This is a genomic window from Leptothoe kymatousa TAU-MAC 1615, assembly GCF_018739865.1.
Taxonomy (GTDB): Bacteria; Cyanobacteriota; Cyanobacteriia; order Phormidesmidales; family Phormidesmidaceae; genus Leptothoe; species Leptothoe kymatousa.
Genome location: NZ_JADOER010000007.1, coordinates 101480 through 119068 on the forward strand (window position 1 = coordinate 101480; position 17589 = coordinate 119068).

Here is a 17589-nt window from a genome sequence, read left to right on the forward strand (position 1 = left end):
ACAAACTTAGGCAGTTTCCGCATCATTAAGGGCACGGCAAATGCCAAAGACGGAGGTAAAACCGTGCAAAAACGTCGTGTTACCCACCGGGCCAATTTCCCCGCTACAAAAAAAGCCCCCCAACGGAATGGGTCCTAACTCACGACTAAACTGCTCAGTATCACAATCGGGCATATCAAATAGATTGGTGCCACGGCCATTACAGGCAAATAGCAGCGCACCAGAAGGCGCAACATCGCTTCTTTTCTTACTCTCTAAACGGTAGGCAGCCAGGAGCGTGGCTAGGTCATCCCTAGCCGTATCTGCGTCCCTTAAATGAAACTGAATGCGTTGGCCAGGGCGAATCCGATCGGCAATAGCAATGGCACCAACCTTAGGGTCCACCCCCACCAAATTACGAATCAAAAAATCACCTTGTCCTAGGGACTGCTTAAATCCACTTTGTGCGAGCCCAATAAATAGAGACTCTTGGGCCAACTGACGATCCGTTTCATCCAAATCTTGAAATAATTCCTGTAACGCCTCTAGTGGTGTTTGCTCCAGGTCATCGTCTGTGTTTCCTTGCGCCGCGACCTTCGTGACAACATTGCGATCGCCCTCTACCACACGAAATGTCGGGCCAATAGGGCGACAGCCCTGGGCCACAATCGCATCGATCATAATGTTGCCAGACAAGGCTACCCCCACCACCCCTTGCCGGTACAGCTGCTGGCCACAAAATAGCCCACAGCTACGACTAATACTTTCAATGCCTGCCAGCCCGCCCACCTTGACCGAGTCTGGATAGGCAAAATCCAAGCCTTGCAACAGGTCATTCATGCCTGAGGCAAACGGATCCGCCATCAGCAGGAAATGGGGCTGATCCACAGGGGCAACTCCAATGATTTCAGTCCACTCACTCGGCGGACTGTCCAAGTCGGGTAGCTCCTCAATAGATAGATGAAACCCTTGAATATCTACATTGGGTAAATAGGCTGCCGTCAAACTAATACCAGCCGCATCTTCGACCTCAGCCAGTTGGTTCACCTTGGTTCTACCAATGACGCCACTGCCACTACAGCCAATGATGTGGGCACCCCCCAAAGGACCTTTCAGCAAAGGCAACACACGGGAATATTCACTAGCGAAGGCCGATGAAATAAAAATTATGGCCAAATTGGGGGCCGTTTCCAACTGAGTTAATACCCGCTCAATCACCTCTCGCAGCGCCAATTCCAGGGAAGGATGAGTAGAAACAGCACTGGCCCATTTCATAGCAGTTGGTGAAGGTGACGACAAACTCAATCCCCTATAAAAACTCAAGCTTAGATACTAACAGTCTAGGTCCCGACGTTCGGGCTCAGAGCAATTTCTTCAGAAATCGGATAATTCGATTTTAAAGGGTTGACCATGGCCTCACCAAGAAAAGGGTGTAGTTTCATAAAGGAGACATGGGGCGCTATATCCATGCTAATTGCATCGAAAACGGCTATTTCAAGACATCCCATCGCTTACAGTTTCGACGTCCGACAAGCTCGATAATCTAAATTACAAAATGCTTCTTTAGATACAACTGATTTTAAAATTTCGAGGCTACCATAAGGCTGTAGCCTAAATCGAAAGGCTGCAATGCGCTAACAGACTACGTTGAGGTTCAACTAACGAGTTAGAGCAATCATACCCAAACTATCGATTACATATTTTCGTTGAAAGTCAAGGCAGCCTATAAATTATGAGCGATATTCAAGAAAAAATTTCTGAAGAAATCAAATCAGCCCGTGATGTCTGCAGCACCGATGGTAATAGCGCTGATTCTTGCGCTGCCGCCTGGGATGCCGTAGAAGAACTTCAAGCTGAAGCTTCACATCAGAAAGCTGATGCTAAACCCAAAACCAATTTTGAAACTTACTGCGATGAAAATCCAGAAGCGGATGAATGCCGTATTTACGAAGACTAAGTCCATTGTTTAACCTAATCCATCGCTAGATTTCGCTTGGACCATGGCGCAAAAAGTCTAGCAAGTTGGGTAAATTAAAGGCCAGGCTCCTATTTTCAGGACCCTGGCCTTTATGATCGGTGCACACCAGGCCGGGGCTAACTATATTGCCGACGCCTGGCAGATGGGCTAGCTATCAAGCCCCACGATGTTAATCTAGAGAGCGTTTCGATGGCCCGCCATAACGTTTATGCCTAGTTCTTCGTTCTTACAGTCATTGGTTTGGACTGACTATCGCCTGGCAGTAGTCTTTACTGTGCTGCTCCCGTTGGTCTTTTTAGTATGGGCACTCATTGCCCGTGCCGAAGTACTACAGCTGCTGCTAATTATTTATTGGAAGGTATCTAGCCTATTGGCAATCACGCTATATCTGATGATTGCAGGTCTGCCTTTTAGCTTTTTGACCGCTGCGATCGCTAGGATACTCATTCCTATCTCCCTATGGTTTTGGGCCGATCTAAACGAAGAAATTCGAGAACAACCCTTCTCGCTGTTGAAACTAGCATTTACGGCGTGGCGATGGGGTGTCTCCGTATATTGTGGTCTGGGCATCATCCTGCAGATCCCGTTCCTGCGCTGCGCATTTTCCCAAGCAACCTTTGCCAGTGACAGTTGTCAGGTGTGGTTAGAGGCACCTAAATTATTCAGACAAATGTTCCACGCGGGCTTCACACCAGGTTTTTTAGGGTTTTGGGCGCTCTTGGCATTGATCAGCTACGTTCTAACCCTGAGTTATTTCGTATTTGTCAAATTAGGTCGTCAGGGTCGTTCTGCCCTAAATCAATAGTTGTAGGCTAAGTTACCTGAGCAATGGCAATGTCAGTGGCAAAACGCCTCGAAAATTATACGATTGAACATCCTCAAGAGGTTTTATTGGTTTCCATTGAAATCGACGATGAGGCAGATCAGATATTGATATTTCGAGGATTTTCCAGCTCCCTGATGCGTCCTACCTCTTTTGACCCCGATGTTCCTGTCTTATCTGATCGAGCAGTCATCGTCACGGTGGATCGGCTAGCGGGCCCCTACAATCCTGACGCCCCTGACTATTTAGAGAAAAACATCCGCTGGGAAATATTTTCACAACGATTAGGCGATTAACTCATTCTTGAGGTTACACCTGTTACGTTCAAGACCTGTCACAATAGTTACTAGCTGTCGCTTGTCTTAATCCGCCTCCTTAGGCCGGAGGTCTCGGTAATTGTCTATTGCGCTTCTTCTTCTGCCATGCATCAAACACACGATTTACACGTGGTTGAAACCCGACCTCTGATTAGTCCAGCACTCCTGCACGCAGAGCTTCCTCTGACTCAAGCGGCAGCCGCTCTCGTTGCTCAAACGCGCGATCGCATTCGTAATATTCTCTACAACGAAGACCGCAGGCTCCTAGTGATTGTCGGTCCTTGCTCTGTGCATGATATTGCAGCAGCACGGGACTATGGCCAACGCCTAGTCAAACTAAGAGAACGTCTTTCTTCTGAGCTCGAAATCGTGATGCGGGTTTACTTTGAAAAACCCCGTACTAATATCGGCTGGAAAGGCTTAATCAACGACCCCCACCTGGACGGCAGCTATGACATCAACCAAGGGTTGAGATTAGCGCGTCAGCTACTGATCGATTTGGCAGAAATGGGACTCCCCGCAGCCACAGAACTGCTCGACCCCATTACGCCTCAATATATTGCGGACGTAATTTCCTGGACAGCGATCGGAGCTCGTACAACGGAAAGCCAAACCCATCGGGAAATGGCGTCTGGTTTATCCATGCCCATCGGCTTCAAAAATAATACGGACGGTAGCTTGCAGGCGGCAACCAACGCTATGGTAGCGGCCAGTCGTCCCCACCATTTTCTAGGCATCAACCACAGCGGTTTAGCCAGTATCGTAGCCACCACAGGCAATCCCGATGGCCATCTGGTCTTGCGCGGCGGCAAGCATGGACCGAACTATGATGCCAAAAATGTTAAAGAAGCCGTTGAGCAACTATCCAAAGCTGGCCTCAATCCTCGATTAATGGTGGACTGTAGCCACGCCAACGCCAACAAAAAGCACCAACAGCAATCCGTCGTCCTAGAAGAAATTTCTAACCAATTGAAATCTGGCTCCCGCAACATCCTCGGTGTGATGATTGAAAGTCACATTCGCGCTGGACGGCAGGCCATTCCTGAAAATTTAGACGACCTCGTCTACGGTCAAAGTATTACAGATGCCTGTGTTGACTTTGAAACAACCGAAGACATGTTGCAACAATTGGCTACAGCCATCAAACCTCACCTGTCGGCGACGGCCCCTCTCTAAGGAATGACGATTAAATAACTTCCAATTTTGCCGGACTAACTCCGAGGGAGACGTTGCACGTTGGGTTTACCGATGCCCATAGGGCTATAAGACTCCGCTCAGTCCCCTGTGGCTAGCGGTGACAATTATGGAATTGATTGCGTTTTCCTAAGAGGCACCTCTTTAAGAGCATGGAATAGGGCCGATTAGATTCCTAGGGGCCTTTTAACAAGGCACTGCATAAAAAAAGAGCAATGGACCGATGCTTTGTTTACTGGCAAAGCATCGGTCCATTTTTTCTAAAACAGAGGCAAGTTTACATTAATACTTGCGCCATAGATGGTGTCATCAAAATCTACGCTAGAGCGAGATGAACTCCCAAAGCGAAAACCGGTAAAGACGCTTAAACGCGTTGTACTAGATAGATCGTGGCTAAGCTGAGCCAATATCTGATGGTAGGTATCGTAGCGAGATGTTTCGATATAGTCGTCAATAAATAACTGATAGATGAGGCTAGCCCGAGTCTCCGGATCGAAGCCGTAGTTAAGCGAACCAGTGGCAATTTGACTCACTCGACTAAATTCATCTGGATCGCTCAAGCTCAGACGAGCCTGATAATAGGAATCTGCCCATGTGCGATTGCTCAAGATATCACGGCGGCTCAAGAGTAGCTCTATATAATTAGCCGTAAAAAACGAATCTCGCCCTGGGGTACTGAGATCTTGATACCGCCAATTGAGCTGGCCGTAGCTCTTGCTGCCGAGTCGTTGCCGAATCCCCGCCTGGAGTTGAATTTCGTCGTAGTCAACACCGGATAGTTCTTCGTAACGGGCTAAATTAGCCTCGACACTGAAGAGCAAGTTCGTGGTAGGACCTAATTCAGGAAACGCAAATAGCCCTATCCCTGCTTGATAGATACGGTCACTAATGGCATCTGGGGTACGAAACAAATTGTTACCACTGTATAGATTGGTTCTAGCTGTGAGAAAAACCGTGTGCTGAGGTGTGGGCTCAGGCTCCGACTCTAGGGGGACATCTTCGGTGGTCCTAATCCGCAACATGCCAAGCTCACCATCAATGCCAACAGGCTGCGATCGCACACGCAAAATGCCGAGCTCATCATCGATAACCGGCTCAAAATCACCCCGATAGTTGGGCTGTGTGGTGGGCTCAGATGCATCCTCTACATCAGACTCACATGCCTCGCAGTCATCCTCCGATGCATCACTATCCAAAACAACATCAGACGCAACATGGGTGAGCCAACGCAGCGCACAAGTATCCTGATGGCATTTAGCCCCTGAATCATCTTGATACCTCGATTTTGGCTGAGCTATCACCCCAGTAACAGAGGCCGCCGCAACCTGACTTGAATTCAAATCCAACACAGATTGAGCCGCGTCAACACTCGGCAGATTGCTACTTTGAGCAACCGCAATATGCTGTGGCAACACCCAGCTCCCAAAGCCGATGACCAAAATTTTGAGCACCCATTCTGGCCTAGAAAACAGCCCCATTATCAACGTTCCATATCTCTAAGACGCTTACACAATTGCTATCAACACTTGGATCGCAACTCAACCGCTGAATGGCGCTATTTCCTCAGAAACAGACCGTTGTAACTATAATTCAGAAAAAGCACGGCAATTACTTTACAAATTCAAATGATTCAATTTTTCTACTAAAAGTGGAAAAAGCTTGAATTATCGCCCCAACTTCCGACCAAAGTACATATATCTAGCAGCCATCTTAAAGAAAGCATAAATATAGCCATGGTCACGATGGAGAAAAGTTAGGTAATATTACTAATGGAGCAGAGTAAAAGTACCTGCTCGGTGCATTTACCCAGACTTCTGCCCATGACCCCTCTATTTAGTATGTGCAAAGTTTCTGCCCGCTGGTACTCATTTCTCTTAGGCGCAATAACTGCTTTCGGTGTTCCCGGAGTAGCGTTAGCGCAAACCCCATTGAGTTGGGCTAAAGTTGAAACTCTTCGTAATCGAGTGCATCTGATCCCTAGTGGTCGCCGAGCGCGATTAGCCAGGGTTTCCGATTTTATGAACATCGGAGATGCCTTACGCACATCGTCATCGGCGCGTGCTGAACTTCGTTTCAATGATGGCTCCCTCGCAAGGGTTGGCGAACAAGCAACATTCCGCTTTACACCAGATACTCGTAATTTTCAGCTTTCCAATGGTACGGTTTTACTACTAATACCACCGGGCCATGGTCGCACTACGATTCAAACCCCCAATGCCGTAACTGGCATTCAGGGTTCTGCACTGTTTGTACGAGTTCGATGTACGGTCGCCCTTTCCGCTGATGGTTCCTGTAGTGCTCCGGTGACTATTGTTGGGGCCCTGACTAATAACCCAGCCGGTGCCATGATGGCATTTAATGAAACTGGCTCACAGCAACAGCCTATCTACGCTGGTGAAATGGTTGTCATTGAAGAAAACAACATAGTCGAAAGTCTAGAATTTGATTTACGCACCTTCTACGAAACCAGTGGTCTTGTGGAAGGTTTAGGTTTAGATCATCCAACAGCGCCAGAAACTCTACCCCAAGAGCTACGGGAAGTTTGGACAGAAATTCAAGATGCGTTAGAACTGCAGGGTGATTTTGACAGCCAAGGTTCTTCAGAAGAAATTGTCAGCAATCCAGGCTTTCTTGCCCCAGCACCAGCATTAGCCAATGGTGAATCCACTGAGCTAGACGATGCGGAACTCGTTGTCTTTAATGGCTTTCCAACATTTGCTTCATCTCCAGCAGCCATTTTCCACAATGCTATTACCCAGGTGGCGACAGGGCAAAGCACCAGAACCTACACCTCACCGACTGCCATCGAGCAAGGTGGAACTAATGCAGCGGGCATTGATCTAGCTGATCCAGTGACAAACGCTAGGGCATCAGAAACTACAGGGGCTAGCAATAGTGCTGCTGCGATTTCAACAGGTCCAGTTTCACAACCTAGTCCAGCAGCGACAACCCAGGTAGTGTCCCCAGCAGCAACGCCCACGGTTGCTAATACAACGCCCACGGCACCCACTGCAGCGGCACCGACGACGACACCCACCGTCGCGAATACTCCCACGGTGCCAACTGTCGCGGACACACCCACGGTACCAACCGTTGCGAATACGCCCACTGTTCCAACCGTCGCGGACGCGCCTACGGTACCAACCGTTGCGGACGCACCCACTGTGCCAACCGTCGCGGATACGCCCACAGTACCAACTGTTGCGGACACACCCACGGTGCCGACTGTCGCAGATACGCCCACGATACCGACTGTCGCAGATACGCCCACGGTACCGACCGTCGCGGACACTCCCACTGTTGCGGAGACACCCACGGTGCCGACGACGGTCCCAGATACTCCCACGGTGCCGACTGTCGCGGATACACCGGTTCGTAACCCAGCATCCGCAGACGACTTTAACTTGAATGTACCTGGGGCCAACACTCCCACTGACCTGCCACCAACCACTGATGTCAGCCAAGTGACCGGTGGCGGAGAAGACTCTGTACCGAGTCTTACTGGAAACTAGGTTTTCAAAACTGGTCACATTGTCATATTGCAGCGATTAAAGCGAGCTAGTGTCCGTTGGGCAGTAACTAGCTCGCTTCTTCATTATCACTGGCCTCTTTATCATCAATGGATGTAGTAGCGTCAGGCATTTTATAGTCCCTATCCCAGTCCGTAGGGAGAATTACGGTCGATAGCTTGGCATCTTCAGCATCAGCAACGGGCTCGGGCTCAACCCCAAATTTTTCAGGCACTTCGGTAGAAAGAATATCTAATTTCAATTGCCGCAACTCTTGCATCACCAAATTTGCATTGGGATATCGCTGGTTAAAGTCATAGCGGACCATTTTTTCAATCACTTTAGCTAAGCCAGGATCCAAATCTGGCACCTTATGGGTCCAGACGATTTCTCCATTCGCATCTCTATGCAGCGCGTGGGGAGGAGAACCCGTCATGGCTTCAATGGCAGTCACTCCTAGGGCATATAGATCACTGCTAAAGTTAGGCAATCCAGCAGACTGTTCACTTGGCATATAGCCCTGGGTACCAATACCCACGGTGGAAGTAATCCGAGCGTTAGTATCGGTTAAGCGATTAGATATTTGCTTGACGGCGCCAAAATCAATCAGTACGTAACGACCATCGTGATGGCGGACAATAATATTTGAGGGTTTAATGTCACGATGAATCACTCCCTGGGCATGCACAGTTTGAATAACTGGCAACAAATCCATTAAAAATTCGGCCGCTTCACGCTGGGACATGGGAGATTGAGGGTCTAGTCGCTCCTTCAGCAACGTGCCATCAATCATTTCTTGGACTAGATAAAACGAATAGTTTGCCTCAAAATAGGCCAACAGACGAGGTATTTGATCATGCTCACCCAAACGCTCTAGCGTTGCGGCTTCTGAGGCAAATAAACGCTGGGCGAGCATGTGGGCTCTGGGATTATCACTAACAATTTTCAGTTGCTTAACGACACAAATCGGATTTCCAGGACGTTGGGTATCCTCTGCCAAATAGGTATCACCAAAGCCGCCAGCACCCAGAATTTTGCTAATGCGATAGCGATCGCTAAGTACCGTACCGATCATTTCACTTTCGTGAACCGCTAGGAGATCTTTAAAGTCGTCTTGCTGGCTGATAATTTCTTGGACGATGGGGGATGTGACATAACGCGCTAGCGTATTGCGCAGATTTTTTTTCTGTAGCTGCTCACTAAATAAACCAATGGCAAAATCAGCGGTTGCAAACCCTAGAATCCCTAAAATCGGGACCGCGATGGGGATGATAATGCCGCCTACGACAAAGATAATAAAGCTCGCTCCGCCCCAAGCAACCGCACCAATAGCCGCCCACATTAATCGTCGTATGGGTTTACGTGCAGATACTCGACTGCTTGCGATCGCCATTCCCCCGAGCCAACCTGCCACCAGCAACGCACTGACCCATGAATTCTGAGCGACAGAATACAAAACTAAGTCATCCCTTAAGCTGGCCACGGTATTCGCTAAAATTTCCACCCCAGCTATGGGCTCAGAATAAAGCAAGCTCTTAGAAAATGGAGCCGCATGAAAGTCTTGCAATAAGGACGCGGTAGCCCCCACCAAAATAATTTTGTCCTTAAAGAAGCGACCACTATCAAGCTGAGTTTTCCACAGGTCGTCATCCAAGATGTACCAAAACGGAACATGTTCAAACGTTTTAGACGGACCATGAAAGAAAATATGGTCCTTAGCATTCTGGGTGTATTCAGTTTGAGCTGCTTCTAGTGCCGCCTCGGAAAAGCTCAAAATGGAAGGGTCAGAATCATCCTCGAGGAACAAGTCATCCCCCAGCAAGTTGGCTTCTAATGTTCGCCGGTCTTCTAAAAACTCTCTACTCAAGCGGTGAATCTTACCGTTGGGCTCTATGGGAAAGTTAATTGCACCAATTTTCACCGGAGTGTCACGAAAATCTGGCAAGGGCAGCGTTGGCTGTAGTAAAGAACCCTGGCGCAAATCTACATCTCCATACTGCGCCGCCAATACTACCTGCGCCCCTTTTTGAGCTAGCACTTGGGCAAACGCCGCATCGTCTTCAGGCCCATAACTACTAGGCTGGGCAAACACAATATCTAAGGCAATCGACTTCGCGCCTGCATCCAAAAGCTTATCCACCGCCGCGGCATAGGTTTGGCGAGGCCAAGGCCATGAACTAATGGCCGCCAACTCTGGATAGGCATCTGGCTGATCCAAATAGTGCTGCCCTTGGGATAATGACTCTTCATCAATCGCCAAAATCACGATGTCGTCTGGGGCTGACAAGGCACCCCGCACTTCCCACATCAGCGATTGCCCTTGATATTCCAAGGAACGAACAACCCCTATATTACTGCCAGTAATCAGTGCAGCTGTGCCAACTAAAAAGGCATTTAGGTAAGCCCGCCAACGCTTGGCAAGATTCACCGTGGGCGTAAGCCGGCTACGTAAACGATCTTGCGATGTGAGCGTAGCTGTGATGTCGGCACCATCTTGTTTCATCCGGATAAAGACGCGTAGTTAGATACTTTATTAATCAAAGCAGTGGATGATGCAACCCTTAGCAAGTTAGCCTTACCCTGAAAAAATTTAGCAACCAAATTTCCTCAGTGCATATACAGCAGCGTATATAAAATTACACAAATTGTGGAATAGCGTTGTGACTATATTCCCTGGCTTATTTCCATCATAGCCTGGAGCAATATTAGACAGAGAAATAGCGACGCCACAAGGTTTCAATCAAGTTTGATCAGAAAATCATCCCCTCTTCCCCAGCCTATTTCACTGTGGAAGTTTACCCAGGGGCCATAGAATTCGCTGTCATACCTACACGATCATCAGATCTGCCGTATAGTAGTAACTTGACCTTAAGGTCAGTGGATGTAAACCGAAGTAGAAACTGTTGGTATTTACGATCATAGTTTCTAATTCAAATACCAACTATTGATTTAATAGGTTGTAAGTCACACAAAACAAGTCATTTGTGTACTGAAATCTTACATTCAAGCTGAAAAGTTATGGATGCAAACCTCTATTGACTTTTATATGTGCTTTATTGACATAAAGTCCACATTCGTTATCTAACTCGTTTAATCTTTCCAGTAAAACCTTAGGACATTTACCAATTTTGATTATTTATATATCGTCATCATCAGCCTCTATGTGACCTAGGTGTAATCCCTACTTAGCTATTAAGTTCAATTGATTTTGCTATGTAAATCTTGCGATTTTTTAGCTGCTTTTGGATTACATCCAACGTTGTATTTAGTTGCTTTTTTGTTCTTATATTTACCTTCTGGACCATTTCTAGCTAGTTTTGTCAGCAATTCGTAGTTAATGGAAGCTTTCTAGCGGTCCACTTCTTTTATTTTTTAATTTCTATGCATACGCAACCGTTAAGTCGACTTTCTATATTCGTAGACGGGAACAACATGTTCTACGCCCAGCAAAAAAATGGCTGGTTTTTTGACCCTAAACGTGTGCTTGAGTATTTCACAAAAGAAACCGTTCCATCCACTCTCATTAATGCTTTTTGGTATACGGGTCTGAAGGATCCACAGGATCAGCGGGGCTTTCGTGATGCGTTAATTAGCCTGGGCTATACGGTGCGTACAAAGATTCTGAAAGAATATTATGACGATAATTCTGGGCGCTATTCTCAAAAGGCGAACTTAGATATCGAAATCGTCATCGATATGTTTAATACGGCAGCCCAATATGATCGGGTGGTGCTGTTTAGTGGTGATGGTGATTTTGAACGTGCCATAGAGCTATTGCGCTCCAAAAATACGCATATTACCGTTGTATCCACTGAAGGCATGATTGCCCGAGAACTCCGTAATGCTACGGATCGATATATCGATCTAAATTCGGTGAAACGCTACATTGAGAAGGATTAGGCTCAAAGGGTCAGGATCGGTAAAATCGAGAGTTTACTGGCTAAGGGGGCTGTAAATCCCCCGTGCACCATTATCGTGCCGTCTAGGGTTTCACCCGCGGCCATGGGGAGCCTCCAGCGACTTTAAATCTGCCCCGAGGGGAATAATCCCGCCTGGATTCAGGGGAAATAGGTTGCCAAAGTAGTCCCGTTTAATCGCGTCTACATCACAGGTAGCTGCGACGCCAGGCATTTGATAAATATCTCGCACATAGCCGCTCAGATGTGTGTAGTCTGCAATGCGGCGGCGGTTGCACTTGAACAGGCCATGGTAAGCAACGTCGAATCGAATCAAGGTTGTAAATAGCCGAATATCTGCCAGGGTTAATGTTTGGCCACAAAGATAACGATACTGCCCTAGGGTTTGCTCGATCCGGTCTAACATCTCGAACAGTTCATTGCAGGCGGCTTCATAAGCCGTCTGGGTTTGGGCAAACCCACATCGGTAGACACCATTGTTGACAGCCGCGTAGATACGGCTATTCCATTGTTCAATGTCATCGCTTAATGCGGCAGGATATAAATTGAGGTGGGGCTGCTGTGCCCAATCGTTAAAGGCGGCATTTAAGATTTCGATAATTTCGGCACTTTCATTATTTACGATGGCGTTTTTGTGGGTATCCCACAGTACGGGTACCGTCGCTCGACCTGCGTAGGTCTTATGCAAATGCTGATAAAACTGCGGCATTGTGCGGCATCCTCGAGAGTCCGTTGGGGAGGGTTGATCAAACACCCAGCAGCCTTCGTCACCGGAGGGTGAAACAACGGTCACAGGAATCACATCGTCTAAGCCCTTGAGCGTCCGCACAATTAGGGTGCGGTGGGCCCAGGGACAGCCCATGCCCACAATCAGTCGATAGCGTTGGGTGGCCGCAGGAAATGAGTCAGAGGGGATGAGATCGCAAAACACGCTCTCTGGCCGCTGGTAGGCCCCATCCTTACTACTAGGAGCCATTTGGGACATCATCGTCCGCCACAGCGTGGTCCAAATCGTTTTTGCCGTACGAATTAACAGACTCGGGGGCAATGCCATAGATATCACCTTAAGACACACATACTAGTCAGTAAAAAATCCACTAATGGCGCAGCTGCGACCACATCTGCAAAACGGGAATAGTCTCTAGTTGCTCCGGCTGAATCATCGACCAATCTAAGCCACCGGGTCTAGGGTGATGATTCTCGGTAACTAAACACCGGCTGGGGGTGACCACTAAATCCAACCCCCAATCGTGGGGCTGCATGGGTAAGTCAGCCGCCGCCACTACCTGTAAATCGTGAACCGTCGTCACAATCGGTGTGGTCGCCGATACCAACCCACGCTCTCGCAACATGGCCAACTCTAAATCGGCAAACCCCGCACCTTTGCCTGTCCGGCCACCATTCATCGCCACCGCCACACACCCAACGACGACAACATCAATCGGCTGCATAGCTTCAAATGCCACCAATTTGCCATGGCTCATGGCCCCCTCCATGGTCGCCGCCTCACCCAAGGAAACCCCATGCAGCTCCGCAGCCACTAACTCCACAAAACACTGCAGCCGAGCAAGGCGCGGCACCGCCATGTACAACGTCTTACCCGCAGCCAGCGCTTGGAGCCGCACCGCCGCATGGGGAGAATCAGGGTTACACTTCACCACCTGGGCTTGCTGCCACAGGTCGGTTTGGGCCAACCGCTCCGCCGCCCGTTCTGCCCCCACAAAGTTGGGAATATGCCCGACCGGATCGCGATGAGTCGCATTATGGGCTGTCAGGGTCCGCCAAATTTGGGCTCGCAGGGCATCTTTACCATCGTGGCGGCCACACCAACTCACTGAAACCATAGGTATGCGCAGATGTACATCTATAACTAGTTGCTAAACCTTTTCTAAACTCTGACCGCTAGATCCCATCCCCCGCTTAAGGTAAATGCATCAGCTAACTCATAACACTGCCGCTCTGGCATAGCCGCTCAGCGCATAGTACAGCCCTACCGCAAATCAGCGTCTCTACCTCTACTAAAAACTCCAATGGCCAAAAAAACAAAGAAGAGAAAAAAGCAGGTCGGCTTAGCGAACCGTGGTTTTGGCAGTCAGTCCCTGATCACGGAATTAGCCCATGCCGAAGCCCTAGTCCGTCGAGAACAATGGACAGAAGCCCATTCTCTTCTATCACGTTTAAAGAGTTCGCATCCCGAAAATTTAGACGTATTGGCTCATTTACTGGAGGTGTATTACGAACTAGGCCAGCTATACCAATATCAAGCCACCTGCGAGCAGTTTTTAGCCCTGAAACCCAATGATGCACGGGTTAATTTTTTGCTAGGCCATGCCTATGTGCTGAACTACTATCCACTGTTGGGAGTACGACAATATCGCTATGCCATTGAACGATGGCCAGAGCATCCCGGCAGCGTGGAGGGCAAAGAACATTTGGCCATGATTGAGCCTAATTTGACCGAAGCACTAGACAACCTGGAGCTCACCTATCCTGACGATTGGGAATTTGGCCTGCTCTACGAGCGCACCCGAGCCTATACAGAAACCAGCCAAGCCCATAAAGCCATTACCACGGCCCAAACGTTAATTGAGCAACGCCCTGATTTTGTAGCTGGGCATAACAGTTTGGCCTTGGCTTACATGGCCGACGATCAATATGACCAAGCCGTGGCCACCCTGCAACGGTGTCTAGAAAATCATCCCGAGAGTCTGTTGCTCCGAGCCAACCTGATCCGGTTTCTCTGTTTACGGGGAAATTTCAGCGCCGCCGAAACCCACAAACCTGTGTTGCTCAGCGATACAAGTACGACGCTTAACGACCTCACACGCAAAGCAGAAGCCCTGGCCTACCTAGACGACATGGCCAACCTCGCCAATTTACTCGACACGGTGCCGCCCGACCCCAATAAGGATAACCGCCCTTTGGTTACGGGGCTGTTTCACCATTTAGCCGCCGTCGCCTTAGCCGAGCGGGGCAACCCTAAAGCCGCCCGACACCAATGGACCCTAGCGTTGGAGCTCTATCCTGATCTAACGGTCGCCAGGGAAAACCTGGATGATTTTGACATCACACCGACCTTCAAGGAAGGCCCATGGCCCTTTGAATTAAACAGTTGGGTAGAAAATAGCGTCTATCAAGATCTACGCCAGGTTGCCATGGCCATGACCCCAGAACGCGACCCTCAACCAGCGCTGATCGCAGCGGTGGAAGCCCTCATCGCACATCATCCGTTTGTGAGTCAGCTAGTTCCAGCCTGGTTTAAACGAGGTAGCCCCAGGGCCCGCATGCTAGCGATGTTGATTGCAAAATGTAGCCTCACCACCCCCCACATTGCTGCGGTCAATGACTTTGTCGCGAGCACCTACGGCAGTGATTCCCAGCGATATCATATGGCGTCGTACTTAGGGCGCCACGACCAATTAACAACAACTCGGCTATGGCTAAACGGCACTTGGCACGATAATCCGCCCTTGGCCACATACACTGTCGAACCGGAACCAGCGTTAACCCACACACCTGAAGCCGCTAGCCTCTTGGACAAAGCCCAAAAGAAAATTGCGCTTGAATCTCCAAAAGCCGCTGAAACAGCTGAAAAGTATCTGCAACAGGCCCTTGAGCTAGAACCTAACAATCCTGTGCTGTTGAATAATTTGGCCCTAGCCTACACACATCAAGATCGACTAGCTGAATCCCGGCAGCTAACGCAGCAAATTATTGACCAGCACCCGGAGGATGTGGATAGTCGGATTGCGATCGCACAGCTTTATCTACAAGAAGACAACCTGGATGTGGCAGAGACTGTGCTTGACCCACTGCTACGAAAGTCTCAGATGACAGAAAATAATCTAGTCAGTCTGATGCTCACCCGCAGTCGTTTACTCATGCTACAGGGCCATGAAGACATGGCCAGACTGTGGTTTCAAGAAATACTACCCACCGTCAAAGGGCATCCATTATTGCGACAGCTAGGCATTGGTCAAACCTAGCCTCCCCGTTGAAACTCTACATAGGCAAGAACCCCCGCAGATCCTAAGTTTAGGATCTGCGGGGGTTCAACGTATTTTGTTCATTAATTCAATCCATTAAACCTTTTCGCAGCGAGGTCCGATGGATTGAAAGAATTTCGTCCTACAGAAAAAATACGCGCGTCAGGGCCTTAATTAAAAGATAAACAGGTTTATTCTTGACACCTTAATACATCTCAATGAAAACTTAAGAGTTAAAGCAAAGTAATGGGTAATCAAAGTTTTGGCAATTGTCCATAGGTATGCAATACCCCATGGCTCACCTGCTGAGCCTCAAGCCTGAATTTTCACTTTGCCAAGTTACCCCTACTACAGTTGCTGATGTTGATTTTAGAAACAACTTTACTTGCGGCTGAATCACATACATCGACCTAGCCCAGACATTGTGAACCAATGCGTGAGCAATAACGTCGTTCCTATATCGGCAACGCCCAAAATTTTATTCTTCCAACGCCCCATATTTTCTGACGTAAACATTGGACCCATGAATAACTAAGTAATTAAACACATATCAGCCCTGCCTTATTTGACGCGATCTGCTGATTTGAGACTTTCCAAACTCCTATAACTTTTAGCAAAGCCCCTAAGCTATGACTGTACGTATCAGGCGCTGGCAATCTTTTACCAGATTATTATTTGTTTTATCGTGTATTGCAGCCATTCTTTTCCATGGCTTGATACCAGCGGCAGCCATGGCCCGACGCTCACCAGCTGAAGAGATTCGCGGGGTATGGGTGACTACCAATGATATGGATGTCATGGTAGACCAGCCAAAACTGGACAATGCCATGAATCAGCTCGCCGAGCTAAATTTCAACACCCTTTACCCAGTTGTTTGGAACGGTGGCTACACCCTATTTGACAGCGGCATTGCCCAGCGCGCCGGGATTCAACATTTTGTGCGCCGAGGCATACAGGGATACGACATCCTAGAAGAACTCACCACCCAAGCCCATGGACGTGGGATGTCCGTCATTCCATGGTTTGAGTTTGGGTTTATGGCACCAGCCACCTCTGAACTAGCCACAATACATAGCGACTGGCTGACGGAGAAGCGTAATGGTAGTCGCACCGATACCCATAGGGATGGTGGAGATATGGTGTGGCTCAATCCTTACAAACCCGAAGTGCAACAGTTCATCACCCATATGCTGTTGGAACTGATCAGCCGGTACGACGTTGACGGCGTTCAGTTTGATGATCACTTCATTCTGCCAGTGGAGTTTGGCTACGACAGCTACACCCGCCAGCTATATAAAGCAGAAACCGGCAAAAATGTACCCAATGATCCTCACAACCCTGGGTGGGTCAAGTGGCGTGCAGATAAATTGAGCGCATTTGTTAAAACCCTCAATGCAGATTTAAAGGCTCGACGACGCAATATTATTTTTTCAGTTGCCCCAAATCCGTACGATTTTGCCTACAAAGGCCAGCTTCAGGATTGGTTAACCTGGGTCCGCCAAGGGTGGGTCGATGAATTGATTGTGCAAATCTATCGCAATAATTTAGGGGATTTCCGTCACCAGCTATATACCCCTGCCATGCGAGAAGCACAGCAAAAGATTCCGACCGCAGCCGGCATTTTGACCGGGTTACGTAATATTCCTGTGCGGATCAATCTCATTGAGTCGAAAGTGCGGGCAGCTCGGACGGCAGGTCTGGGGATGACCTTCTTTTTCTATGAAAGTCTCTGGGAAGATGCCCCTGAACCTCCAGAAACTCGTCAGGCCAGTTTTAGGCAAATGTTTGCTCAACCGGCCCAACGCAGCACTTATCAGCCAGCGGCTTAGACCATTTGGCGGCGTTCCCCCTTTACTCGCGCTATCCTAAGAACCTGTAATCCACAC

Annotated in this window: 13 protein-coding genes; 8 read left to right on the forward strand and 5 right to left on the reverse strand. The window is 48.6% G+C overall.

The window, feature by feature from the left end:
• Positions 1-6: 6 nt before the first annotated feature.
• Entirely contained in the window at positions 7-1254 is a 1248-nt protein-coding gene (locus IXB28_RS09030) for an FIST signal transduction protein (RefSeq protein ID WP_215618244.1), read from the reverse strand.
• 457 nt (positions 1255-1711) lie between these two features.
• On the opposite strand from IXB28_RS09030, the gene IXB28_RS09035 reads away from it, so the two are divergent.
• The 4 genes from IXB28_RS09035 (at position 1712) to IXB28_RS09050 (ending at position 4273) form a co-directional block, all read left to right on the forward strand.
• Positions 1712-1936, forward strand: a complete 225-nt coding sequence (locus tag IXB28_RS09035) for a Calvin cycle protein CP12 (protein WP_215618245.1) — start codon at positions 1712-1714, stop codon at positions 1934-1936.
• Positions 1937-2165: 229 nt separating this feature from the next.
• Positions 2166-2762, forward strand: coding sequence for a DUF3177 family protein (locus IXB28_RS09040; protein WP_215618246.1), 597 nt, complete (start codon positions 2166-2168; stop codon positions 2760-2762).
• Positions 2763-2785: 23 nt separating this feature from the next.
• The gene (locus IXB28_RS09045) at positions 2786-3076 is read left to right on the forward strand and encodes a DUF7734 family protein (protein ID WP_215618247.1); all 291 of its coding nucleotides are present in this window, start codon (positions 2786-2788) and stop codon (positions 3074-3076) included.
• 126 nt (positions 3077-3202) lie between these two features.
• The gene (locus IXB28_RS09050; protein WP_215618248.1) at positions 3203-4273 is read left to right on the forward strand and encodes a 3-deoxy-7-phosphoheptulonate synthase; all 1071 of its coding nucleotides are present in this window, start codon (positions 3203-3205) and stop codon (positions 4271-4273) included.
• A gap of 278 nt (positions 4274-4551) precedes the next feature.
• Here the strand turns inward: IXB28_RS09050 and IXB28_RS09055 are convergent, their stop codons facing one another.
• On the reverse strand, positions 4552-5769 hold the full coding sequence (locus IXB28_RS09055; protein WP_215618249.1) for a hypothetical protein: 1218 nt from the start codon (positions 5767-5769) through the stop codon (positions 4552-4554).
• Between the two features lie 540 nt (positions 5770-6309).
• Here IXB28_RS09055 and IXB28_RS09060 point away from each other — a divergent pair.
• A complete protein-coding gene (locus IXB28_RS09060) occupies positions 6310-7803 on the forward strand; it encodes a FecR family protein (RefSeq protein ID WP_215618250.1) in 1494 nt (497 codons plus the stop codon).
• A gap of 67 nt (positions 7804-7870) precedes the next feature.
• Here IXB28_RS09060 and IXB28_RS09065 read toward each other — a convergent pair whose 3' ends face one another.
• Positions 7871-10303: a serine/threonine-protein kinase gene (locus tag IXB28_RS09065; protein ID WP_215618251.1), complete on the reverse strand. Its 2433-nt coding sequence runs from the start codon at positions 10301-10303 to the stop codon at positions 7871-7873.
• An 878-nt stretch (positions 10304-11181) separates the two neighbouring features.
• Here IXB28_RS09065 and IXB28_RS09070 point away from each other — a divergent pair.
• On the forward strand, positions 11182-11700 hold the full coding sequence (locus tag IXB28_RS09070) for a LabA-like NYN domain-containing protein (RefSeq protein WP_215618252.1): 519 nt from the start codon (positions 11182-11184) through the stop codon (positions 11698-11700).
• A gap of 90 nt (positions 11701-11790) precedes the next feature.
• On the opposite strand, the gene IXB28_RS09075 is transcribed toward IXB28_RS09070, so the two are convergent.
• Positions 11791-12771, reverse strand: coding sequence for a glutathione S-transferase family protein (locus IXB28_RS09075; protein ID WP_215618253.1), 981 nt, complete (start codon positions 12769-12771; stop codon positions 11791-11793).
• A gap of 43 nt (positions 12772-12814) precedes the next feature.
• Positions 12815-13561 carry a 5-formyltetrahydrofolate cyclo-ligase gene (locus tag IXB28_RS09080; RefSeq protein ID WP_215618254.1) on the reverse strand — a complete coding sequence of 249 codons (747 nt, stop codon included), beginning with the start codon at positions 13559-13561 and terminating at the stop codon, positions 12815-12817.
• A 186-nt stretch (positions 13562-13747) separates the two neighbouring features.
• Here IXB28_RS09080 and IXB28_RS09085 point away from each other — a divergent pair, with 186 nt between their 5' ends.
• Together IXB28_RS09085 and IXB28_RS09090 are read left to right on the forward strand one after the other, a co-directional pair.
• On the forward strand, positions 13748-15703 hold the full coding sequence (locus IXB28_RS09085) for a tetratricopeptide repeat protein (protein ID WP_215618255.1): 1956 nt from the start codon (positions 13748-13750) through the stop codon (positions 15701-15703).
• 731 nt (positions 15704-16434) lie between these two features.
• A complete protein-coding gene (locus IXB28_RS09090; RefSeq protein ID WP_246559713.1) occupies positions 16435-17532 on the forward strand; it encodes a glycoside hydrolase family 10 protein in 1098 nt (365 codons plus the stop codon).
• The last annotated feature ends 57 nt before the right edge of the window (positions 17533-17589 follow it).